The sequence below is a fragment of the Wolbachia endosymbiont (group A) of Therophilus tumidulus genome, from assembly GCF_964277345.1.
Taxonomy (GTDB): domain Bacteria; phylum Pseudomonadota; class Alphaproteobacteria; order Rickettsiales; family Anaplasmataceae; genus Wolbachia; species Wolbachia pipientis.
In genome coordinates this window covers 1,244,068-1,266,117 of record NZ_OZ195515.1, presented here as the reverse complement: position 1 = coordinate 1,266,117, position 22,050 = coordinate 1,244,068, and the positions used below count along the sequence as shown (strand labels likewise).

Sequence of the window (22,050 nt, the reverse complement as noted above, 5' to 3'; positions counted from 1 at the left end):
CTTTGGGAAGTACTATATGAGGTTGTCCGGAAACTAGTAAATTCAAGCATATTCCCTCTTTAACATAACCCTACTCATAGCTAGGTATATGAAATTCTCAGTGGATGTTGTGAGTAAATCATACTCCTTCGATAGCCTTCTATTCCTATTAACCCAAGCAAAAGTCCTTTCTACAACCCATCTTCTTGGCTGTACTTTAAACCCTTGTTCTCTTGTTGGTAGTAGCTCAGGTGGCGTATCTTTGTGCACCCAAAATCTACATGGAGGCCTTTTAACAATTTCAATATCTATGTCATATTCTTCCTTTATGTGATTCTTTAAATTTCTTCCTTGGTATCCCATGTCAGCCCACATTTTTTTAACTTTAGTATATTTTGTTCTCATATTGTTTAATGCTATTTTAATACCATCTCTATCATTTTCGTTAGCAGCGCCTACGTAACAACCTAGTATAAAACCCTGAGTGTCTGTAATTATATGCCTTTTTCTACCCTTTACTTTTTTACTTCCATCATAGCCTTTGATCCCCCCTTTTCTGTAGTCTTTACAGATTGACTATCTACTATACAGGCACTCGGCTGCTCATTCCTTCCTATTTTTCTTCTACTATATTTTGTAATTTCATAATTCATTTTCTCAAAAATTCCCTGCTTCTTCCATTGCCTGAACTGCTCATACACAGTCTTCCATAGCGGAAAATCATTTGGTAAATACCGCCATTGACACCCTGTACGCAATACATAGAAAATTGCTTCTAATATTTCTTTTTTGCTATACTTTGGCGGCCTTCCTCCTTTCTTGTATGATACTCTGAAGTGTTTTTCTATTCTTGCCCATTCCCTTTCGCTTAGATCTGTTGGATACTTTTTTCTCATCTTTACCCCGTACTAAAATTTCAGATATTATAGCCTTTTACTTGTTTCCGGACAACCTCTATAATTAGGATTATAAGCAACTTATTGAAAATCTTGTTTTTTTTGCAATCAATCTGATCAAATTTAAGAATAGTAACTTGTTATTTATATTAATAAATTTAATTCTATTGAAAATAGCTAAAGCATTGAAATTCTTGAATTTTAGCCGGATTAGTGAGTGGTAGTGAAATTTCTTTTACTCAAATTTAGGTATTCACTGACCGTTCTTGTTATAAATACCAGAATAATAAGCTACTGATATTCTCCACCTTTTTTATCTTTAATCCATCATAGCTAGCGATGCAACAAAGCCGGCTGGATTCCAGTGTCAAGCACTGGAATGACACCATTTGCTGTGCAGTTTACCTTCAAAAATGAATGTTCGTACAGCTATGGAATAAATCGCGGTATGACGGTTCGCAGCGGTATAGTAACTCGTCACCCCGCTACTTGTTAGCGGCTGAGATACCGCGGCGGTATGACGTAGAAGCTATACTTTTATACTCACCAACTCAGTATCCAATCTGGATCCAAGTAGTCAAGCTATTCGGATGACACCCTCATAAAGTGAAATGAGATCCCGCTAACACGTAGCGGGATGACGGGAAAAGAGGTACTGGGAGACATCCTTCCTGGTAGACCCAAATCACAATGTTCGCACAGTTGTGCGTCACGCGCTGCCGAACACTGTATGGTTATACAAGAAAAATTAAGGCTTAAAAGGAAACTTAAGCAGCTAATAGGGCCTAAGCCTTCTTAATAAAACATAAAAAGCCCCTTTACCACCATGTTTTTTCGTAGCTTGTTGGTAGTATAGAACCATATGCTGGATTTTAGTGTCATTTAACCATTTATTTAAGTTACTCTTTATAGTGTCTGTTTTATTTGTTGCACTGCCGTATCCCGTAATTACCAATAAACATCTATTTCCTGCTCGATAATTTTTGATAATAAAATCTATCAATTTACAGTAAGCATCCTCTATACTATAGCCGTGCAAATCGAGCTTATCGCTTATAAAATATTTACCCCTATCAACTTTTGATTTTGTGTTTTTGTCAAGACAAAATGATGAGTTACCATTATTGGTATTAAGAAAATTCCTTTGTAAGTCGGAGGTACCTTTATCAACCATAGACTTTATATTTACTTTATGATCAACTTTCAAAGTAACTTTTCCACATTCTATTGGCTTAACATTTTTTTGCCAATCCAACTCATCGTCCGACATAAACGCATTAATCGAATTGTATAATTTTACAACAATATCCAAACATAGTAAAATGTTGCTTATTCTATAAAAACCCGATTTTCGATAATACGATGAAATCGTCAAAAACTAATGAGAATTTTTGGCTGTATGGAAAGCACACCTGCATGTCAGCACTGAAGAATAAAAATAGGCAGTGTATAGAACTGTTAGTAACAGAAAATTTCTATAGAGAACATGAAAAAGAAATTAGGCAATGTGTAAATAGTAAGGACATTAAAGTTCGATTAGTAGAAAACAAAATACTTAATGACGTTTTATCTAAAGGTGCTAACCATCAAGGAATTGCTTTAAATGTTGCCCCTATTCTTTATAACTTAAGCATCGAAGAAGTAGCTGAAAGCTCAAACGACAGCTCTACTATAGTCATTTTAGATCAAGTCACTGACACGCACAATATTGGGTCGATTTTAAGAACTTCAGCTTGTTTTAATGTCAACGCATTGGTTTTACCACATAACCATTCACCGAGTGAAAATGCATCTATTGCAAAAGCAGCAAGTGGGGCTTTAGATATTGTTCCGCTAATATACGTTACAAATATAGTAAAAACTATGCAGTATTTAAAAAAGGTCGGCTACTGGTGTTACGGGTTTGATTGCAATGCTAAAGAAAATATAGATGAAATAAAGAGTCTTGAGAAAAAAAGAGTAATTATTTTTGGTTCTGAAGAGAAAGGAATGCGGAGGTTAGTTAAAGAAAATTGTGATTATCTTTTAAAGATCCCAATATCAAACGTAATTGACAGCTTAAATGTTTCAAATGCAGCAGCAATAGGCCTATATTCTATTTATATTAAAACAAATGCCAGCGCATAGCTGTTTATAATAAAAACACTTGATAAAAATGTGGTTTTATATTATAATGTGTTAAATAATGGACAAAAGGAGTTATATTATGTCTTATATGAGAAATGAACAGGATATTCGCTCTCAAGGCGTTTACTATAGCGCTGGGCTTAGAAGTTACCTAACTAAAGTATACAATTACATGGCTTTAGCTTTGGGCGTCACAGGGCTTGTTGCATTTTTAACAGTATTTTCTGGTCTTTTTCAAGTAATTTATTCTAATCCCGTTCTATCGCTTGTGGTAATGTTATCTCCGGTTGCATTGGTGTTCTACATGTCTTATAGAATTCAACACCTAAGTGCTCAGTCTGCCGTTACTATATTTTTCTCGTTCTCAGTGTTAATGGGGCTTTCCTTATCTTATGTTTTTATAGTTTATACTGCAGAAAATATAGCAAGGGCGTTTTTCATTACATCAATCATGTTTGGCTCTATGGCTTTATATGGCAATACTACAAAAAGAGATCTTACAAGTATGGGCTCTTTCTTGATTATGGGAGTTTGGGGGTTAATCATTGCGTCTATAGTAAATTTATTTCTTGGAAGTAGTCCTCTCCACTTTGCAATATCGTTCATATCAGTAATAGTCTTTACCTTAATGACTGCGTATGATGCTCAAAGAATCAAGGACGTTTATTATAAACATAATGACGGATCAGAAGTTGCTACTACTAAATTGGCAATACTCGGTGCAACTAATCTTTATTTTGACTTTATTAATATGTTTCTCAATCTACTCAGGTTACTTAACTTGTTCAACAATAGGGATTAGATGTTTTCCTTTTTAAGGAAAGGCAGTAAGAATTCTATAGTTTTCTTTTTAGTATCTTTAGTTGTGTCGATGATATGTCTTGCATATGCATCGGTACCTCTATATAGCATTTTCTGTAAAGCTACTGGGTATGGTGGCACAATAAGAAAAGTAACTAACACAACAACAAATATAACTAACCAAAAGATCAGGGTCCATTTCAATGCTGATATAATGTCCGATCTACCTTGGGAGTTTAAATCAGAAACTAACTACGTTGACGTAAACATAGGAGAACAAAGTTTAGCGTTTTATTACGCAAAAAATCTATCTGATCAGCCTTCATTTGGAATGGCGGTGTATAACGTTACGCCTTTCAAAGCAGGTAAGTATTTCAATAAAATTGCATGCTTTTGTTTTGAAGAACAAATGTTGCTACCAAAACAAAAAGCAGCTATGCCCGTATCTTTTTATATAGATCCTGAGATAATGCTTGATAACAATACAAAAGATTTGAGCGAAATAACACTGTCATACACGTTTTTTAAGCTTAAGTAACAGAATGTTTGCAAACCATGTCATTTCAGTAATCAATAGGGTGTCATCCAAGTAGCTGACACTGGAATGACAGGAGGTAACGCAAGAAGTCTATTGATTGTGAAAACAATAACTTTGCAAAATATTAATTGTTAGATAACATAATCAAAGTTTTTGTCTTAATATTCATCATGGTTAGAGCTATACAAATTAAAAAAACTGGGGGACCAGAAGTATTAGAATTTGTAGATAAGAGCATAGGTGAGCCAAAAGGCGAGGAAGTCTTAGTGCGTCACACAACTATCGGCTTAAATCGTTATGATTTAGAGCACAGAAAAGGTACACGCAAAATTAAAAATTTACCATCAGTGCTTGGAGTGGAAGCAGTTGGGGTTATTGAAAAACTTGATAAAAAAATCAGTGATGGATTCAAAGTTGGAGACAGAGTTGGATATTGCACAGCTCCTCCAGGGGCATATTGTGAAAAGCGCATTATACACCAGAAATATCTGATAAAAATTCCAGATGACATATCTGATGAAGTTGCTGCTGCAGTGCTGTTTAAAGGTATGACAGCTCACTATTTAGTTAATCAATCTTATAAAATCAGGCCTGGTGCTTTCGTGCTAGTTTATGGAGCTAATGGTGGCTTAGGGCAAATAATATGTCAATGGGCAAAGGATAAAAAAGGTGTAGTGATAGGTTCTGTAAGCTCTGATGAAAAAATGAAGATAGCTTTACAAAGTGGCTGCACATACGCAATAAACTACAATGATAAAGACTTCGTTTCTAAAATTATGGAGATTACGCAAAACAGAGGAGTAGGTGCAGTGTATGACCCCATAGGTTACGCTACAAGTAAGCTCTCTTTTGAATCTTTAGGCAGGTTCGGCATATACGTTTCCTATGGGCAGATATCAGGTAACGCTCCTATTAGTTTTTCTTTACTTAGTTCACGTTCGTTATTTGCAACTGGAACCTCAATATACCATTATAAGCATGATAGATTCACATTAGTGCTTACCACAATGGAAATCTTCGAGATGATAAGAAAAAAACTTTTAACTGTACGGATCAATAAAAAATATAAATTTGATGAAATAATTCAAGCACATCGTGATATGGAAAATAGAAAAGCGAGTGGGCTAAATATCATCAAAGTCTCTTAAATAAATTAGTAATTTAAACTAACCATTCATTAAATTATATCAACTAGAATTTCACATATTTCATTCTCCTTTTGGGGGAATTAAAAGCATATAGCTAAACTGACTTAGATTTACCGACAACCGTCATCCCGCTACGTGTTAGCGGAATCTATACCGCGAATAGACTTCTTGCATAACCCAAACTAAGTAGAAAGAAGGTATCATCCGAGTAGCTGACACTGGTTCCTTTATGACGGTAGTAGCCCCCCTTCTCCTGTCATTCCAGTGCTCTCTTCTTGTCATCCCAGTGCCCAAACACTGGGATCCAGTTTCACCTTATGATGGTGTCATGAAAGTAGCTGACACTGGTTTCCATCCAAGACGGTGTCATTCCTTACTATTACCCACAAATATAAATGGACTAAAAAGTAAAATATTACAATATTAAAGTTTGCAAATATTGAGGGTGTAAAATGGCAAGTAAAAGTAGTGAATGGGCTAAAAATGAATTTGGAGATAAAAGGTTAACTGAGCGATTAGTAAAGATTGCTGATATGTTTGACAAAATTACCTGAAAGTTAGATTAATCAAGCATGTGAAAGTTGGTCAGAAGCAAAAACAGCATAACGTTTTTTTCAAAATGAGAATGTAAAAGAAAGTGATATTTTAGCTACACATATTAATAAGACGGTTGAGAGAACAAAAGCTCACAAGAGGGTTCTTGTCATTCAAGATACCAGTTACATTGTATATAATAACCATAAAAAAACAAGCGGATTAGCAAATTTGTCCAGTTATGATACTGCAAAAGGTATTATAATGCATACAGCTCTTGCCGTTAGTATAGAAGGTTTGGTACTAGGGATACTAGATCAAAAAGTTTATTCAAGACCTGAAGAAACTGAGAACCTTAAAAAAAAGAGCGATCGCATTGAAGATAAAGAAAGCGTAAAGTGGTTGGAAACTTTAAGAAAAACAAATAATATTATTGATCCAACTCAAACTGAGACTATAACTGTATGCGATAGAGAAGCAGATATATATGACTTTTTTGAGCTTGCACATAGTCTTAATTCGGCAGTGCTAGTTAGAGCATGCAGAGATAGAGCAGTAAATAGAAAATCTCGATATCCTGAAAAAGGTGAGCAGAAGTTATGGGCATTTATTAAATCCTCTCATTGTGCAGGTACGGTAGAAGTTGAAGTTCCTGTAAAAGATAATAAGCCAAAAAGAACAGCACGTTTGGAAGTTAGATTTGGAAAGTTTATGATGAATCCATCTAAGAATAATATTAGGCATAAGACGGAAGAACTACCTAAATTACCACTTTATGCAGTTTATGTTGTTGAGAAAACTCCCCTTCCCTTAAAAAAAAACCGCTAGAATGGATGCTATTAACGAATCTTTCAGTTAATACTTTCGATGAAGCTGTTGAAAAAATTAGTTGGTATCAACTATGTTTTTTAAAAATTTTTTTATTTGTGTAATTTTGCAAATTATATGGGCAATAAAAACCCGTTTGTCATAGAAATAGAATTTTATATCAAACAGCTACCACAGCAATTTCTGCTTAAGCTAATGAATATGTGCTTTAAGTCTGTGTGGACGCACATATTCATTAGCCAATTTCAGTTACCGTTGTGAAGATTTTTAAGTATGCAAATTAATTGCTTCTTTAAGTCTTGTATTAGCAATTACTATAATTTTACGCATTAGGGCTGTTATAGCCACCATCTTCTTCTTACCACTTTCAACAAGCTTAGAATAAAAGGCGCCAAGTATAGATTTTGACCTTGTAGCAGCCATAGCGGCTGTAAAGAGCTTTGAACGAACGTTACTTCTACCACCTGTAATCCTTCGGTAACCAACAGCTTTACCACTTTCTTTTGGATGCGGTGCAACTCCGGCAAGACTTGCTACTTCTTTTCTATTTAAGTAACCAAGCTCTGGCATTAAACACAAAAAATCTTGTGATAACTTTTTACCTATTCCAGGAACTGTTTTAAGAATTTTTTGGCGTTGTTGTAATTCGCGGCTTTCATCAATAATCTTTTGTATAGTATCATTGAGTTCGTTTATTTGACTATCGAAAAACTCAATGGTCTTTTGACAGCTTTCTTTTATATGATCATTTTCCGGTGCTTCAAGTCTGCATTTTTCTTGAGTTCTCATTTGCGTAATATCATCACGACGTTGACAAAGTGCAGCCAAAGTTGATTGTTCTGTAGAGGTAGGTACAAATAGAGAGATAGTTCTATGGCGTTCAAATCCATATTGAGCAAGAGCTCTTGCATCTAGACTTTGCTAAAGTTCCGTGAGATAAAATAAAGCTTTTTACTTTACGAGTATTAGCTCGATGCACGGCAATATTTTTGTCGGTAAGAAAATGTGATAAGCCAAGCTCATATTTCCCTGTATTTTCTAAAGTCACTAAAGCATTAGGTAGAATATCTGAAAACTCTTGAAATAATTGTTGCCAACCAGAAGCATTATTATCAAATTCGACAGCATTCTTCTGTTTGTGAATTGCAACGACATTTTTAAATTTTCCGATGTCAATGCCAATAAAATTTTGATAAGATGTAACCATAATAAACCTCGATAGTTTTAGTTAATTTAAGATTGTAAACGGGTGCATATATATGTCCCAAGCAACTATTCAAACGTATCGAGAGATAGGGCTAGCGTACCTTGATACCAACGGTTGTAATACCAATTTCCTTTCGGTCGCGCACGCCCGCTATTCCTAGTGAGCAGGGTTATCTTTCTCTCTTATCTCTTTTATATCACGTTTTTAACTTACAATTGCCTTAGATGGAAAATAGAGATATTACATAAAATTTTAAATCCGGTCTCAAAGTTGAAGAATGTAGGCTTGGAATAGCAGAAAGACTAATGAGATATCTAACAGTTATGAGTATTATTGCTTGGAGGATCTTCTTTATTACATCAATTGCAAGAGCTAACCCAACATTACCATGTACTACCTTATTAGCTGAAGAAGAATGGAAAGTTTTATACGTTAAAATACACAGAAAACCATGTCCAAGTGTAGTTCCCAACATAAAAGAAGCTGTTTCATGAACTTGGAGGCCATTTAGCAAGAAAAAATGACCCAAAACCAGGACCAATTACTCTTTGGAAAGGATATAAACGTCTCTTTGATTTAGCAGAAGGATGGCGACTTGCTCACGAACTTTATATTTGTGGGTAATAGTAAGTTGTTAGGGGGATCTGGAGATACCGCGGCGGTATGACGTAGGGAAATCTTACTTATTATAGCTATAGTTCTACATGAATTACAAAAGTAATATTTACTAGATCTTAATATTTTAGATCTATATTTTAATAAATAATGAGCTGTAATTAGTATGAATAATCCATTTAAAAGTGAGAACTATAAAAAAAATCTCGATTCTCTGATCAAAGCTGTAAAGCTAGGAAATGCAGAGAAACAATATAACAAAACGTTAAGGGATTTATCTCATGCATTAGAAGGTTTTACAGGTGAGGCAAAAGGTATAGCTGAGTTTGTTATATATACTGACTTGAACAATTATGTAGAACAGCCATTAGGTCTTTTTAAAACATTAATGAATAGAATTTTGGGAAAAAATTTTCCAACCAAGAACAGTAGTATAAGTAATTTTGTAAATGATGAGTTGTCAAGTTTCACTTTAGAAACAGCAGCTAAGTATACAAGAATTTTAAAAAAAATTGATCTCTTGGAACAATTAGAAAAAGATTTCAGAAAAAATAATATTTTAAAAGATTCTTTAAATTTAGAACAAAGTGAAAAGAGTCAAGGAAAAGATAGATCACACGAAGTGAGTTTGGAAGGTAGAAAGCAAAAGGAAGGTACTTTTGAGCTGCGAAAAGAAGAACAGCCGAAAGAAAAATTAGGTGGTAATCGCATGAGGCAAATAAAGCGACCAACAACAGCACCTCCGGCTGCTCCAGATTCGAGGAAGGTACGCTTTAAATCAGAAATATCCTCAGATGGAGAAAGCAAGGCAAAGTCTACATCTTCTTTACTAAAAGGAGCTAATAGTTTTAGTATGCCTGATGCTAAGGAAAATCCTTCTGAGGATTCAGGCTATGAAAGTTCATTAGATCAGGGGTCTGAATATGAAGACATATCAAATTATCAAGAGAAAAAGCAAAAGGAAAATCCTTTATATGAGCAGAGAGAAGATTCAGGCTATGGAAGTTCATTAAATGAAGAGTCTGTATACAAAGAGATATCAAATTATCAAGAGAAGAAGAGTAAAATTTTAATAGAAAATTCGCAGAGTTCAAAATCGCCCAAAGAAGAGCCAATTTATGCAACAGTTCCTAAAGAACATATAGAAGCAAAAAGAGAACGTAAGCAGAAACAACAACCTCAATCCCTCGTACCACCAAAACCACCGCAAGTGCCAAAAAAAATGTTTACTACTGGTCAAGAAGTTAGACAAGAATCGAAAGTGGTAATCAAAGATAAACCTGCAGTACCGCCAAAGCCTAAAAATCTAAGCCGTGCTAATCAAAAAGTAAGCACAGAGCCAAAAGTAGTAGGAGTAATTCTTAAAAAATCAGCTGAAAGAGTACCACTAAAATCTGAAAATCAAGACAATAGGAAATCAGCACAAAAAGCTGCTGGTAAGGCGATACCAAAAGTAGCAGCAGCTACTATGAAAGGAGGAGCTAATCGCGAGATGGGCAGTAAAGTAAAGGCATTAAAAGAAAAATTTGAGCAAAATCAAGCAAAAGGAAATGCTAATGTACAGCTTGCTGAAAGCAAAACCACTCCAGCAGCACAAGCGGATATCGGTGTGAAGAAAAAACAATCTCATTCATTTCTAACAGAGAATAAAAGATCTGCAACGAAACACGTAACAGCAAAATCTGATCCAAAATCTCATGTCAGCAAAAATTCCCTTCTCACGCATGCAAATGTAAAGGAAATGGTTGCACAAATTGAGAAAGGAAAAGGAGGAAGATAGTAACATTTGGGAAAAAAACATATGTGTCAAGTCAAGAGATTGTGAGCAAATTTAGGAAATTATAGCTAAACTGACTTAGATTTACCGACAATTTGAAAAACCGTCATTCCGCTAACTATAGTATTTTCAAAAGCGAATGATAAAGGTATAATATGTTTTTTTAAAGTAGGGAAAGCGATGGTATATAGTGTAGATTTAAGGGAAAAAGCAGTGTCTTTGGTAGAAAAAGGAAAGTCAAAGGTTGAAGTTGCAGAGGTTTTTGAGATAGGGATAGCAACACTATATAGATGGCTAAAAAAGAAAGCTACTGGCCAAGGTCTCAAAGCGGTAAAAAGTACTGGTTTTATTCGAAAAATAGATCCAGAAATACTCAAAGAATATGTCAAAAAACACCCAGATCACACACTAGCAGAAATGAAACAAAACCTTGGCTTTGGGATAAGTGCAATTTGGTATAGATTAAGACAGCTAAAAATAACCTTTAAAAAAAGTCACATTCTATCAAGAGCGCAATCAAGAAGATAGGCAGCAATTTATCGATAAAGTCTCAAAAATAGACCACTGTAGCATTTTATATATAGATGAAGCAGGAGTTGATAATAGACTATACCGAGAATATGCACGAGCTCCAAGAGGAGAAAAAATATATGCTGATGTTCCAGGAAAAAAGCGGGAAAGAGTGAGTATAATAGGTGGATGAGAAGTTTATTGCACCAATGACCTTCACAGGAGGGTGTAATAAAGATATATTTAATGTATGGTTAGAGCGAAGATTACTTCCACAATTACAGCGTGATACAACCATAGTTATGGATAATGCTACATTCCATAAAACTCCCAAAACAAAGTCATTAATAGAGTCTTTTGGCTGTCATTTGCTTTATCTTCCAACATATTCACCTGATCTAAATCCGATAGAGCATTGTTGGCACACCATCAAAAGTTGCCTCAGACCTCTAATGCATCAATGTACAGACTTACACCTTTTAGTTGGTAATACCATTTTAGACGTTTATCATTCGTTTTAGAAAATACTATAGTTGAAATAGCGCAGTTACTCACCCCATAAATTTGGTGCTCTCTTTCAATCAAAGGTGTCTTGCTGCTTGAAATGTTTTCTTTGTAAAAATTTGGCTTATCTTTATATCATCTCATTCAAACAGCATTAACATAACTTATGCCTTTTTTGGATGTAGAAATTTTCTAGGAATTGTCTTTTTGAATTCTATGGTATTTTGTTTAACATTGAAACAAGAGGCCAGTGTCACGCACTGGCATGACACCCATTTGTTCCTATAGTTGTCTTTTCTCGTCTACCTTATTTTGCCACTCTGCTGAACAGATACATAAAGAAAGTGGAAAATTGGACATTCTCAACTCGGCTCCTGCAGATTAAAAATTAAGTTGAATAAAAATTGGATTTGACGCAGTTTTTTCCCATAGTTTAAGAAATTAAAAGTTTAACGATTAGAATTATAATTACAAACCACAATAAAAAATAGACTTTTCCATTTGATTTATTTTTAATTTGGATGTTTTCTAATTTTTTATCAGCTATTAGGTTTAATTTTTCTATAAGGCTAAATATCCCTTGGATTGTTTTTACAGGATAAGAACTTCTAATTTTTTCCCTATACCCTATTTTATTTTCATGTTGACTGCTTATCCACGCTTCAACTACTTTCCACATATTGATTTCTGAGTAGATCTTTCTACATGTCCCTTCCAGTAAAATCATAGTTTTCTGCAGCAATAACAATTGTGTTTGAACTTTCATATCAAAATCACCAGTTATTTTTAATAGCTGAGCAAGTAAACTAGCAAATGAAATCTTCTGTATAGGCTGCCCAATAATGGGTTCACCTATTGCCCTGCAAGCTGTGACAAAATTTCTATGCTGTGATGAAACATAACCAGCCCTAAAGTGCATTTTTGCAACGTGATCATAATCCCGATTTAAAAAGCCTTTGAGTATCTCTATAACGTAATAGCATGTCTCACGATCTATTCTACCCATGATTCCACAATCCAGGGCAATAATATTGTTATTACTATCAACCATTAGATTTCCAGGATGCATATCAGCATGAAAAAAACAATCCCTGTATACTTGATTGCAAAACGATTCTATAAGATTGATAGCTATTTGCTTACGATTATTCAGTTTTTCAACTTCGTATATTGGCGTTGCTTCTATCCATTCTAATGTTAAAACCTTTTTCGAAGTTCTATTCCAATCTATTTCAGGTACGTAAAAACCTCTGTCATTTTTTGTGTTTTCCTTTAGTTCCGAAGAGTGAGCAGCTTCAAAACGTAGATCTAACTCTAATCGGCAAATTTCAGCAAAAGTTTTGACTAATTCAATTGGCCTCAGCCTTTTTGATTGTTCGCTAAATTTTTCTGCAATTTCTGCAAGCCAAGAAAGCATTTTTATATCCCTTGAGAATGTTTTCTCAATATTTGGCCTTAAAACCTTCACAGCAACTTCCTTACCCTCAGTTGTAACCGCTCTATGCACCTGAGAAATCGATGCTGCTGCAATTGGCTTTTCAGAAAAGCTTGAAAAAATGTCGCTCAATTTACAATTAAACTCACTTTCTATAGTTTTAACTGCTATTTTATGTGAAAATGATGGCAATCTATCACATATCAATAACAAGTTATTTGTTATATCCTCATTTAAAACATCAGTACGTGATGAGATAGACTGCCCAAACTTAATGAACACCGGACCTAATTTTTCAAGAGCACACTTTAGCTTGTGGCCTTGTATTTTATTTATTGATTTTTTTGATGGTGGAAGTAAATAAGGTAATATATTGTAACGCGTCAGCACCGTAGTTATGTGCAGAAGACGCAAAATATTTTGAATCATTTCGCTGCGTAACTGCTAAATATTTCATTTAGGGTTCTATTTTTCATAATCTCATCAGGCTTGCCTTGGCAATAGATAGTATTATTTATACAAATTATGTAATCTGAGGATGGTAGAGCAGAGTTAAGATCATGAGAAGTCATAAGAATCGATACCAATCGTTTTTTTGCTATTTTATTTATAATATCATAAAATTTAGCCCGCGCGTTAATATCCATTGCACTAACTGGTTCATCTAGAATGATCAAGTCAGGCTCTGCAATTAAACAACGTGCAAGCAGTAATAATTGTGTTTGCCCTGCAGAAATTTCTAACACTTGATTTTTCAAAATGTTACCGATACCAGCCAACTCTATCGTTTTTGTAATAATGGATTGATTTTTCTTTAGTCTTTTCAAGGAGCTATTTAAAAGAAAATATTCAACTGTTATTGGCATCAAATTACTAATACTAAAATTTTGCGGCATGTAGCTAATTTTTGTGTTCTCAGCTAACACAATATTTCCAGTATAATTTTTATTTATACCAGCAATTGCTTTCACTAAAGAGGTTTTACCTCCACCATTTGGACCAAGTATTGTAATTATGTCTCCTCTTTCCATGAACATATTGATATTGTCAAGGATTCTTTTACCATCATATGCGAGAGCAAGATTTTCTATTTTTAGAACACGATTATTGACATTATTCAATTTATTGACAAAATTTAACTTCTTCTCAACGTTTATATGAGACATTTACTGGTTTTTTTTCTATTACTTTCACTTACACTATACTATAATATTGCCTTTTCATCCAATTTAAAAGTTGTAGCTACAATCAAACCTATCCACTCACTTGTAGCTTCTGTTACAGAAGGGATTTTAGAACCGGAATTGCTTGGCTATGCAACATCTGCACATAATTATATATTAAAGCCATCTGATGCGAGTAATTTAGAATCAAGTGACGTTATATTTTATGTTGACGATAACTTAGAGACGTTTGTTCAAACTTTCGCCAAAAATAATAAAGAACTAGTGCAATTGTCAAAGGCAATCAACCTACTTCCTACTCGGCCACATTCATTTTCTAGAAAAATCACTCACATTCAAGATGAAAAAGATTTACACATGTGGCTGAGTCCCGAAAATGCAAAGAGCATGATACTTTCTATAAGTGCAACATTGTCTGACATAGATAAAGGAAATTCCCATCGATACAGTTCTAATGCAACAAAAGCTATAAAAAAAATAGACCAAGAAGTAAAAGAAATCATGAAAGAACTGAATGATTTTAAAAATCAAAAATACATCGTTACTCATGATGCTTATCAATATTTTGAAAAATATTTCGGTCTAAATCATCCAAGCGCTATTCTTTCCATAGAAGAGGATTCTTACATAGGTATGAAGAGTTTAATGAAGCTAAAAAAGATAATGAAGGAAGAAAACGTTAAATGTATATTTGCTCATTCACAGGAAGATAGCATAAAGCCTAACGCCCTTTCTAATGACGCAAAAATGGTAGTTCTTGATCCTATTGGATCAGACATAGAGCCTGGAAAAGATGCATATCTAGCTATAATCAATAGCATTGCACAAAATTTTAAGTCTTGTTTTGTTGAGTAATAAGTTCCCTTTTAGCTTACTGTTTTATTGTTCTACAAATCAAGAAGAAGTGAGTTTACAACAAATGGTGTCATTCCAGTCTGGAATCCAGCTTTTTCATAATCATCAAAACGTTGTATTTTAACATAAAATGGCTGCTTTTATGCTTACTAACTTAATAAAATTCCTGGATCCCAGTGGGCTTTGTTGCATCACACTTTATGAGATGGTGATTTATGGTAAATTCATGTAACTATCTCAAATTTAGCCATACCAATATCAGTGAATTTATTAAGCAAATAGCATTTAGTTCTTTTTCTCGATTTATCTCAGATTTATTCCTAAAACTAAATCCGAATATTTGCTTTAATCTTGAGAAAAACCCTTCAATATAAGATCTTTTCCCATAATTTACTTCTTTTTTCCATTCTTTCATGCCATCTTCACCGTATAATTTTATTAACCTAATAGCAGCATTCCTGTCAGACATATAATCTATTTCTGGATGTTCTGCCGCATTGTTTATTGGTGGAATTTTTGTCTTTATATCATATTCGTTACACAACTTATAAAACTTGTGCCTATCACATGCTCTATCTGCATATAGTGCTTTTATGGCATGCTGAAAATCAACTTCTTTTAGCAAATCACAAGCTCCATAGTGATCAGCCGTTACTGTATTTTACAGCTATGGCTTTTTTGTTGTTTATATTCAACATTACGTGCAATTTTCTCGTTTGCTGAGAGCCTGTCTTGAAAAGAAATGAGAAAGAGGATATGATGAGATAAGTAAAAAATAGTAGGTAAAAATGTATCCAAGTGATATAAGTGACAAAGAATGGGAAATTTTGGAGCCAAGTGTTGCACAAGGTGCAATAGGACGGCCAAGAAAGCACAATATTAGAACAATTATTAATGCAATAAGATACATAATGAAAGGTGGTTGCCAGTGGAGAATGCTGCCAAAAGATTTTCCGCCATGGAAAACGGTGTATGATTATTTTCTCAGGTGGCGTAATAGTGGCAAATTGGAAGAAATACACGATATGTTAGTAAAAAAGGTAAGAAAAATGGTTGGCAAAAATGAAATACCTTCGGTAGGAATAATTGATAGTCAATCAGTGAAAACCACTCAAAAAGGGGATCCAGAGGATATGATGCTGGCAAGAAAATAAAGGGTAGAAAACGTCACATCATTGTGGATACAATAGGCCTAATTATTACAGCTGATGTTCATAGTGCAGGCATTCAAGATCGTGATGGTGCTCTAAATCTTTTTACTCAAGCTAAACGAAAAGCTCCAACGCTACAAAGGTTTCTCGCTGATCAGGGATATATTGGTAAATTGCAAAATTACTGTTTATTGAAAACAGGATGTTTATTGACGATTACTAAAAAAGCAGCTGATGCTGTAGGATTTCAAGTTATTCCTAAACGGTGGATTGTTGAAAGAACTTTTGCTTGGCTTTCCAATTTTAGACGTATGAGCAAGGATTATGAGCATTCTCCTCTTACTTCAAAAACTAATATCTCCTTTAATATGATTACTATTATGCTTGCTAAATTAGCTGCTTAGTTCCTTTCAAGACAGGTTCTCATAGCCACGATATTTTCTGTCAGTGCTATTTTCCTTGCTGTGACCAGGAGTGTTGTTGTATATACTAATTCCTGTACTGTCTATAGCAATTTCGATATCTTCCATATTATTTTTATCAATTCTGCAATCATTTATCTTAATATTAAGTTTCTTAAACCTTCTTGATGCTTGTGAATAGCTGATAACTGCCAAATCTCTTCCTATTTGTTGCAAATACCCTTTTATAAACCCGACTGTTTGTCTTAAACCAATTCTAAAGAAACTGACGATTATATGCACCAAAATCACAACTTTATCACTATAAATATAGTTGCCGCCCTGCATTTTTGGACAATTCTCGTACCAATTTTCTATGGCGTCATTGATATAACAAAAAATGCTTCCTCTTTCTTGGAGAAATTTGTTATATTCATGGCAGTTACTGACTCTCATTTTTTGTGGCATATTTTTTCTTCAACAGTTAAATGGCTATTTATAATGAATTTTGTCAGTAACTGCCAGTTCTTTTCACTTGAGCGATGCAACAAAGCCATCCCAGTGTCAAGCACTGGGATGACATCGTAGGGGTGCTGGCCTGATAACCGTCATCCCGCTACTTGTTAGCGGGATCTAGAGATACCGCGAATGAATCGCGGTATGACGGTTCGCGGCGGCATGACGATAAGGTTTATACCTTGTCATCCCAGTGCTTGACACCGAGATTGATTTATCTTGTCTACCTTATTTTGCCACTCCGCTGAACGGATACCATATTATGCAGGTTTAGAATTATGCTTTATTCTTACGTTTATGTCTTGGCCCAATACAATCAATAAGTTAAGCAAGTATTCTAAGGAGAACCCTTCGATTTTTGACCTATTGATTTGAGATACTTTAGGTTGATCAATCTTTAGAGCGTTTGCTGCTTTTTTCTGTGTTGTGTACTTCTTACTTATTAATTGTGCAATGACCTTTATTAATTTCAGTTTTGTATCTTTCACATCCCCCAACTCTACTATTATAGGATAACTTAATTGTAAATTTTGCATAATAATAAAATTCCTTATAAAAAAATTACTTTAGTTTTTCTTCTTTAAATAACACATGCCTTCTGACTACTGGGTCATACTTCCTAAACTCCAGTTTTTTGGTGAGCTTTTTTGGATTACGCTTTTTTACATAAAAATAGCCAGTTGATTTTTCTTCACCAGTTTTTGTTATCTTGATTGCAGTGCTGACTAACTTAACGAGCAAAGAAGCATTTTTTTTCGCCATACTTATAATGATATAATAAATTCTATGCGAGTTTATTACGCAAAATACTAAAAGTCAATCGAATAATGCAGATTGCAAAATCCTTGACAATCAACAGTGCATTAAGTAGCATAAAGTTAACTTCAGAATAAAAAGCAAACGGTAAATAAGTGACAAATAGTGGTAAAAGGGTATTATTGATAGAAAATTCTATCTGTTCTAATGAGGTAAGAGTTGCCTTGTCAATTAATAACAAGGTTGTAGAATTTGAACAAGAATTCAAGGAAAAAAAACAATTAAGAGGTAATATATACGTTGCTTATATAAAGCGTATAGAGCCTTCTTTGCAAGCCGTATTTATTGAATATGGGAAAAATAAGCAAGGTTTTTTGTCTTTTTCCGAGATATCTCTAGATTACTTCAACATTCCAGAAAAAGAAAAGGAAACTATCTTTGAGGGCTACTCAAATGACGATTGTATAGAAGAAGCCTCAGCAAATGTTTCTTCAGATTCTGCAGCTAGTAAGAATGTCAACGGATCAGGTAGTGGTTTTGTAAGAGAGGTACCTTTATATAAAAAATACAAATTACAAGATGTTATTTCAGTAAATCAAAAAGTATTGGTCCAGCTAACTAAAGAGGAACGAGGCAATAAAGGAGCTTCATTTACAACATACATAACTTTAGTGGGTAGATACTGTGTTTTCATGCCAAATTCCATGAGCAAAGGTGGAGTGTCCCGCAGAATTGAAGATGCTAATGTCAGAAAGCAGTTAAAGGAGATACTGAGTTCAATAAACTTGCCAAAAAGATCAGGTTTAATAGTAAGAACTGTTGGTTCAGGAAAAAATAAGAAAGAAATTGAGCAGGATTACAATTACTTATCCTCATTATGGCAGAGCATTCAAAAAAATGCCTTCTCTGTAAACGTTCCATCATTAATTTACAATGAAGCAGATGTAATTATGAGATCTGTTCGTGATTTTTGTAGCGATGGTATAGAAGTTATAGTGTCTGGAAAGGAAGCTTTTGAGGCAGTTAGGCAATATGCTAACAATGCACTAAAAGGTAGTAAGTTGCGCTATAGATTGTATAGAGGTTATGCTCCGATCTTTACTTACTACGGAATCGAAGATCAAATTTCTGAGTTATATAGCAATAGAGTAGAATTGCCATCTGGTGGGTCTTTGATAATAACTTTAACTGAGGCGTTTGTTTCAATAGACGTAAATTCAGGAAAGATGACAGGAGAAGATAGCATAGAAGAAACAGCTTATAGAACCAACATGGAAGCAGTACCTGAAATATCAAGACAGGTGAATCTTAGGGGCCTATCAGGATTAATAGTAGTCGATTTTATTGATATGTTGAAATATCAGTATTGCAGAGCTGTTGAGTCTGCTATAAAGCAAGCGTTTAAAGATGATAAAGCTAAAGTTCAATTTAGCTACATAAATGACTTTGGTTTAATGGTATTTTCAAGACAAAGAATTAAACCAAACATACAAGAAATTAATACTACAGAGTGTTTACACTGCAAAGGTACTGGAAGAGTAAAATCAAACGAAGTAATTGTTTCATCAATACTAAGGGATTTACAACATATTGCTAACAAGAATCGAAATAAGTCTTTTGATTTAGTAGCACACAGTGCAGTTATAGCGCACATTTTTAATAACAAACGCAATACAGTTTCTACAATCGAAAAAGAGTTTAATATTACATTGAACGTTAGTATTGATAACAGTTTAGATGTAAATACATTTGTTTTAAAACAAGGAGATGATGTTAATTTAAACGGTTATAAGCCATTACAGAACTCTGGATACCAAATTGGGGATAGCAGCAATGAAGAAGCTGATAATTCAAATAAACTACGAGGCAATTTTTGGCTGACTAAGTGGCTTTCGCGCCTTTTAAGTTCTAATAACTAATTAGAAACCTAAATTGGGCTTGTAATTAATGAGCCCTATACTTATATATTCTTATATCAGATAATATTTACAATGGGGTACTCATTATGGGAAGAGCAATAGGCATAGATCTCGGAACAACAAATTCTTGTGTTGCAATAATGCAGGGCAAGGATACAAAGGTAATAGAAAATAAAGAAGGGGCAAGAACTACTCCATCTATAGTTGCATTGACTTCTTCAGGAGAAAGGTTGATTGGTGCTCCAGCAAAAAGGCAAGCAACCACCAATGCAAGTAATACCTTTTTTGCTACTAAGAGATTAATAGGCCGTCAATATAGTGATCCTGAGATGAAAAATCTAAGTGTACCATACAAAGTATTTGCAGCAAAAAGTGGTGATGCATGGGTTAAAACAACTGATAATAAAGAATATTCTCCTAGTCAAATTGGTGCATTTATACTACAAAACATGAAAGAGGCAGCAGAAGCTTATCTTGGAGAGGAAGTAAAAGATGCTGTGATAACAGTGCCAGCATACTTCAACGACTCTCAACGTCAAGCAACAAAAGATGCAGGAAAAATTGCCGGATTAAATGTACTCAGAATAGTAAATGAACCGACTGCTGCAGCACTTGCTTATGGTCTTGATAAGAAACATGGGCACACAATAGTAGTATATGACCTTGGTGGTGGTACATTTGACGTTTCAATACTTGAAATAGGTGATGGAGTTTTCGAAGTGAAAGCAACAAACGGTGATACCCATCTTGGAGGTGAAGACTTTGATAATGGAGTAGTGAGTTATTTACTAGATGAATTCAAGAAAAGTAATGGCATTGATTTGAAAAATGATCCAATGGCTATGCAAAGAATCAAAGAAGCTGCTGAAAAAGCGAAAATTGAATTATCAAGTGCAATGGAAACGGAAATAAATCTACCGTTTATTACAGCTGATGCAAGTGGTCCAAAACACTTAAATATGAAATTAACGAGAGCAAAACTTGAAAGCTTAGTGAATGATTTAATCGAAAGAACTATGGCTCCTTGTAAAAAAGCTCTTGAGGATGCTGGTTTATCTGCTAGTCAAATTGGCGAAGTGGTTCTTGTTGGTGGCATGACTCGTATGCCAAAAGTCATAGAGAAAGTTAAAGAATTCTTTGGCAAAGATCCACATAGAGGAGTTAACCCTGATGAAGTTGTAGCAATTGGAGCTGCAATACAGGCGGGGATCATTCAAGGTGATGTAAGAGATGTGTTACTACTTGATGTGACCCCACTTTCTCTTGGTATTGAAACTCTAGGAGGAGTATTCACTCCACTTATTGAGCGTAATACTACAATTCCTACTAAAAAATCTCAGGTGTTTTCAACTGCAGAAGATAACCAAACAGCTGTTACAATTAAGGTGCATCAGGGTGAAAGAAAACTGGCAGTTGATAATAAGCTACTCGGTCAGTTTAGTTTGGAAGGGATACCTCCTGCTCCGCGCGGAAGGCCACAAATTGAAGTGACATTTGATATAGATGCAAATGGAATAGCACACGTTTCTGCAAAAGATAAAGCTACTGGAAAAGAGCAAAAAATACGCATTCAATCTTCAGGTGGTTTATCTGATGATGAAATAAATCGCATGGTAAAAGAAGCTGAAGAAAAAGCGCAAGAAGATGAAAAGCGCAAAAAGTTTATTGAAGTGAAGAATCAAGCGGATAGCTTAGTCCATTCTACAGAAAAGTCTCTGACAGAGTATGGTGATAAAGTTTCACCAGAAGATAGATCTGCTATTGAAAATGCAGTTAACGAATTAAAAGAAGTTAGTAAATCTGATAACATTGATGACGCTGATTCAATACAGCAGAAAGTCACTAATCTTTCTCAATTATCTATGAAACTTGGAGAAGCTATGTATCAAGCATCTCAACAAAATAGTGCTGAAAATGGCTTTTCATCAGAAGGAAATCCAAATGATAAAGAGGAAAAAGTAGTAGATTCTGATTATCAAGACATAGATAATAAAGAAGAGAATAAGTAATTGCGATTGTCATCCAAGTAGCTGATACTGGGATGACAAGAGGAGCATATTGTTGCTTAAAGAAACCATTATGGATATTATTAAAACAATAGAAGAAAAGATACGCGATTCGATAGATGTAATTGATATCAACATTATCGATGAATCAGCAAAGCATGCTGATCATTATTTTGCTTCATCTTCAACATTACCTTCGCACATTAAATTAATATTAATATCTGACGGCTTTATTGGAATGAGCGTTCTAAAAAGACACAAGTTGATTTATGAGTTATTGAAGGGTGAGATAGAGCTAATACATGCAATTTCTCTTCACTTGTATACGCAAGATGAGTACAATTTAAAAAATAAATAATAAAA

The 22,050-nt window shown here is 34.4% G+C and carries 20 protein-coding genes and 4 pseudogenes; 15 read left to right on the top strand and 9 right to left on the bottom strand.

The annotated features are described in order from the left end of the window. Positions 1-42 precede the first annotated feature (42 nt). Both ACICQD_RS06700 and ACICQD_RS06695 read right to left on the bottom strand, forming a co-directional pair. Positions 43-875: pseudogene (locus tag ACICQD_RS06700) on the bottom strand (IS5 family transposase). Positions 876-1,650: 775 nt separating this feature from the next. After that, positions 1,651-2,145, bottom strand: coding sequence for a Smr/MutS family protein (locus ACICQD_RS06695; protein WP_264707379.1), 495 nt, complete (start codon positions 2,143-2,145; stop codon positions 1,651-1,653). Positions 2,146-2,237: 92 nt separating this feature from the next. Between ACICQD_RS06695 and rlmB the strand changes: the two genes are divergently transcribed. From rlmB to ACICQD_RS06665, 6 genes and pseudogenes are all read left to right on the top strand, one after another. Then, positions 2,238-3,002, top strand: a complete 765-nt coding sequence (gene rlmB, locus ACICQD_RS06690) for a 23S rRNA (guanosine(2251)-2'-O)-methyltransferase RlmB (RefSeq protein WP_253303421.1) — start codon at positions 2,238-2,240, stop codon at positions 3,000-3,002. A 79-nt stretch (positions 3,003-3,081) separates the two neighbouring features. Beyond that, positions 3,082-3,804, top strand: coding sequence for a Bax inhibitor-1/YccA family protein (locus tag ACICQD_RS06685; RefSeq protein ID WP_155969329.1), 723 nt, complete (start codon positions 3,082-3,084; stop codon positions 3,802-3,804). Beyond that, positions 3,805-4,341 (top strand): cytochrome c oxidase assembly protein, encoded by a 537-nt coding sequence (locus tag ACICQD_RS06680; protein WP_006279376.1) that lies wholly within the window; start codon positions 3,805-3,807, stop codon positions 4,339-4,341. 170 nt (positions 4,342-4,511) lie between these two features. Beyond that, the gene (locus ACICQD_RS06675; RefSeq protein ID WP_395461777.1) at positions 4,512-5,489 is read left to right on the top strand and encodes a quinone oxidoreductase family protein; all 978 of its coding nucleotides are present in this window, start codon (positions 4,512-4,514) and stop codon (positions 5,487-5,489) included. Between the two features lie 229 nt (positions 5,490-5,718). Then, positions 5,719-5,916, top strand: a complete 198-nt coding sequence (locus tag ACICQD_RS06670; RefSeq protein WP_265014090.1) for a hypothetical protein — start codon at positions 5,719-5,721, stop codon at positions 5,914-5,916. Between the two features lie 25 nt (positions 5,917-5,941). Continuing rightward, positions 5,942-6,925 (top strand): annotated as a pseudogene (locus ACICQD_RS06665) (IS4 family transposase); the annotation flags it as partial. Positions 6,926-7,118: 193 nt separating this feature from the next. On the opposite strand, the pseudogene ACICQD_RS06660 reads toward ACICQD_RS06665, so the two are convergent. After that, positions 7,119-8,058: pseudogene (locus ACICQD_RS06660) on the bottom strand (IS110 family transposase). A gap of 216 nt (positions 8,059-8,274) precedes the next feature. Between ACICQD_RS06660 and ACICQD_RS06655 the strand changes: the two are divergent. The 4 genes and pseudogenes from ACICQD_RS06655 to ACICQD_RS06640 form a co-directional block, all read left to right on the top strand. After that, a pseudogene (locus ACICQD_RS06655) lies at positions 8,275-8,682 on the top strand (IS4 family transposase); the annotation flags it as partial. Between the two features lie 157 nt (positions 8,683-8,839). Next, positions 8,840-10,453, top strand: coding sequence for a hypothetical protein (locus ACICQD_RS06650; protein ID WP_010962938.1), 1,614 nt, complete (start codon positions 8,840-8,842; stop codon positions 10,451-10,453). A gap of 177 nt (positions 10,454-10,630) precedes the next feature. After that, positions 10,631-10,978 (top strand): IS630 transposase-related protein, encoded by a 348-nt coding sequence (locus ACICQD_RS06645; RefSeq protein WP_022626382.1) that lies wholly within the window; start codon positions 10,631-10,633, stop codon positions 10,976-10,978. Positions 10,979-11,145: 167 nt separating this feature from the next. Beyond that, positions 11,146-11,481, top strand: a complete 336-nt coding sequence (locus ACICQD_RS06640; RefSeq protein WP_049973597.1) for a transposase — start codon at positions 11,146-11,148, stop codon at positions 11,479-11,481. A gap of 416 nt (positions 11,482-11,897) precedes the next feature. Here ACICQD_RS06640 and ubiB read toward each other — a convergent pair whose 3' ends face one another. Then, the gene (gene ubiB / locus ACICQD_RS06635; RefSeq protein ID WP_070356945.1) at positions 11,898-13,328 is read right to left on the bottom strand and encodes a 2-polyprenylphenol 6-hydroxylase; all 1,431 of its coding nucleotides are present in this window, start codon (positions 13,326-13,328) and stop codon (positions 11,898-11,900) included. Beyond that, positions 13,325-14,065, bottom strand: a complete 741-nt coding sequence (locus ACICQD_RS06630) for a metal ABC transporter ATP-binding protein (RefSeq protein WP_395461776.1) — start codon at positions 14,063-14,065, stop codon at positions 13,325-13,327. Before ACICQD_RS06630 ends, ubiB begins: the two co-directional genes overlap by 4 nt. On the opposite strand from ACICQD_RS06630, the gene ACICQD_RS06625 reads away from it, so the two are divergent. Continuing rightward, on the top strand, positions 14,057-14,938 hold the full coding sequence (locus ACICQD_RS06625) for a zinc ABC transporter substrate-binding protein (protein WP_395461775.1): 882 nt from the start codon (positions 14,057-14,059) through the stop codon (positions 14,936-14,938). The two genes, ACICQD_RS06630 and ACICQD_RS06625, sit on opposite strands and share 9 nt — an antisense overlap. A 232-nt stretch (positions 14,939-15,170) precedes the next feature. Here ACICQD_RS06625 and ACICQD_RS06620 read toward each other — a convergent pair whose 3' ends face one another. Further along, complete coding sequence (locus ACICQD_RS06620; RefSeq protein WP_223823060.1) at positions 15,171-15,563, bottom strand: transposase; 393 nt, start codon at positions 15,561-15,563, stop codon at positions 15,171-15,173. 163 nt (positions 15,564-15,726) lie between these two features. Between ACICQD_RS06620 and ACICQD_RS06615 the strand changes: the two genes are divergently transcribed. After that, positions 15,727-16,493, top strand: a protein-coding gene (locus ACICQD_RS06615) for an IS5 family transposase (RefSeq protein ID WP_395461506.1) whose coding sequence is annotated in 2 segments (ribosomal slippage) — positions 15,727-16,054 and positions 16,054-16,493 — 768 coding nt in all. Because the reading frame shifts where the segments join, the coding sequence is not laid out codon by codon here. A gap of 6 nt (positions 16,494-16,499) precedes the next feature. Here the strand turns inward: ACICQD_RS06615 and ACICQD_RS06610 are convergent. From ACICQD_RS06610 to rpmG, 3 genes are all read right to left on the bottom strand, one after another. Then, positions 16,500-16,958, bottom strand: a complete 459-nt coding sequence (locus ACICQD_RS06610) for a transposase (protein WP_395461774.1) — start codon at positions 16,956-16,958, stop codon at positions 16,500-16,502. Between the two features lie 308 nt (positions 16,959-17,266). After that, positions 17,267-17,542 (bottom strand): helix-turn-helix domain-containing protein, encoded by a 276-nt coding sequence (locus tag ACICQD_RS06605; RefSeq protein WP_010082632.1) that lies wholly within the window; start codon positions 17,540-17,542, stop codon positions 17,267-17,269. Between the two features lie 25 nt (positions 17,543-17,567). Then, on the bottom strand, positions 17,568-17,768 hold the full coding sequence (rpmG, locus tag ACICQD_RS06600) for a 50S ribosomal protein L33 (RefSeq protein WP_010082633.1): 201 nt from the start codon (positions 17,766-17,768) through the stop codon (positions 17,568-17,570). Positions 17,769-17,917: 149 nt separating this feature from the next. On the opposite strand from rpmG, the gene ACICQD_RS06595 reads away from it, so the two are divergent. The 3 genes from ACICQD_RS06595 (at position 17,918) to ACICQD_RS06585 (ending at position 22,045) form a co-directional block, all read left to right on the top strand. Then, a complete protein-coding gene (locus ACICQD_RS06595) occupies positions 17,918-19,681 on the top strand; it encodes a ribonuclease E/G (protein WP_095742804.1) in 1,764 nt (587 codons plus the stop codon). 86 nt (positions 19,682-19,767) lie between these two features. Continuing rightward, positions 19,768-21,690, top strand: coding sequence for a molecular chaperone DnaK (gene dnaK / locus ACICQD_RS06590; RefSeq protein ID WP_012673300.1), 1,923 nt, complete (start codon positions 19,768-19,770; stop codon positions 21,688-21,690). Positions 21,691-21,760: 70 nt separating this feature from the next. After that, positions 21,761-22,045, top strand: coding sequence for a BolA family protein (locus tag ACICQD_RS06585; protein WP_077188332.1), 285 nt, complete (start codon positions 21,761-21,763; stop codon positions 22,043-22,045). The last annotated feature ends 5 nt before the right edge of the window (positions 22,046-22,050 follow it).